This is a genomic window from Candidatus Thiosymbion oneisti, assembly GCF_900092655.1.
GTDB classification, from domain to species: Bacteria; Pseudomonadota; Gammaproteobacteria; order Chromatiales; family Chromatiaceae; genus Thiosymbion; species Thiosymbion oneisti.
Genome location: NZ_FLUY01001755.1, coordinates 1 through 540, shown reverse-complemented (window position 1 = coordinate 540; position 540 = coordinate 1). Strand labels below are relative to the sequence as shown.

1 protein-coding gene is annotated in these 540 nt (G+C 62.2%); it reads right to left on the bottom strand.

All coding sequences use genetic code 11. The features are described from left to right. Positions 1-469 (bottom strand): helix-turn-helix domain-containing protein (locus tag BQ17_RS18720; protein ID WP_141699369.1); only part of this gene is annotated, 469 nt, incomplete at its 3' end. Positions 470-540: the final 71 nt, after the last annotated feature.

The window sequence follows — 540 nt, the reverse complement described above, 5'->3', positions numbered from 1 at the left end:
AGGTCCGTTGGTCCTCATCCGGCATCTGAGGCAGGTACTTGACATCGACGTGGACGAAGCCCGGCGCATAATTCTTGAAGGTCTTCACCGGTGTCTGGGTGCCTGCTTCCTGGGGCATCAGCGCCTTGAGGTTAGAAACGCCATGGCGGCGCAGACAGCGGTCGAGGCTGGAGCGGGAAACTTCGGGGTGGATGAACTCCCGGATCACCACCAGCAGGTCATCGAGCGGCAGCAGGAGCGTTTTGCGCAGCTCCACGACCACGGCCTCCTGGGCTGGGGCGAGGGTGGTCTGCAAGCGGTGCGGTGTGTGTGAGCCATCGGCAACACCGTCACGCCGCCGCCAGCGGCGGATGGTATCCTCGCTGACACCCAGCTCGTCGGCGAGTTGGGGGACGGACTGGTTGGACGCCTGAATGTATTGGCGGATCTTCGGGGTTGTGGTCGCATTGGCATGTAGATGAATGTTCATTGCGCGTTCTCCGCTACGGATGGGGCCACCAGGAGCTCCATGACCTCTCGGGCACGCAACAATGACCCAAT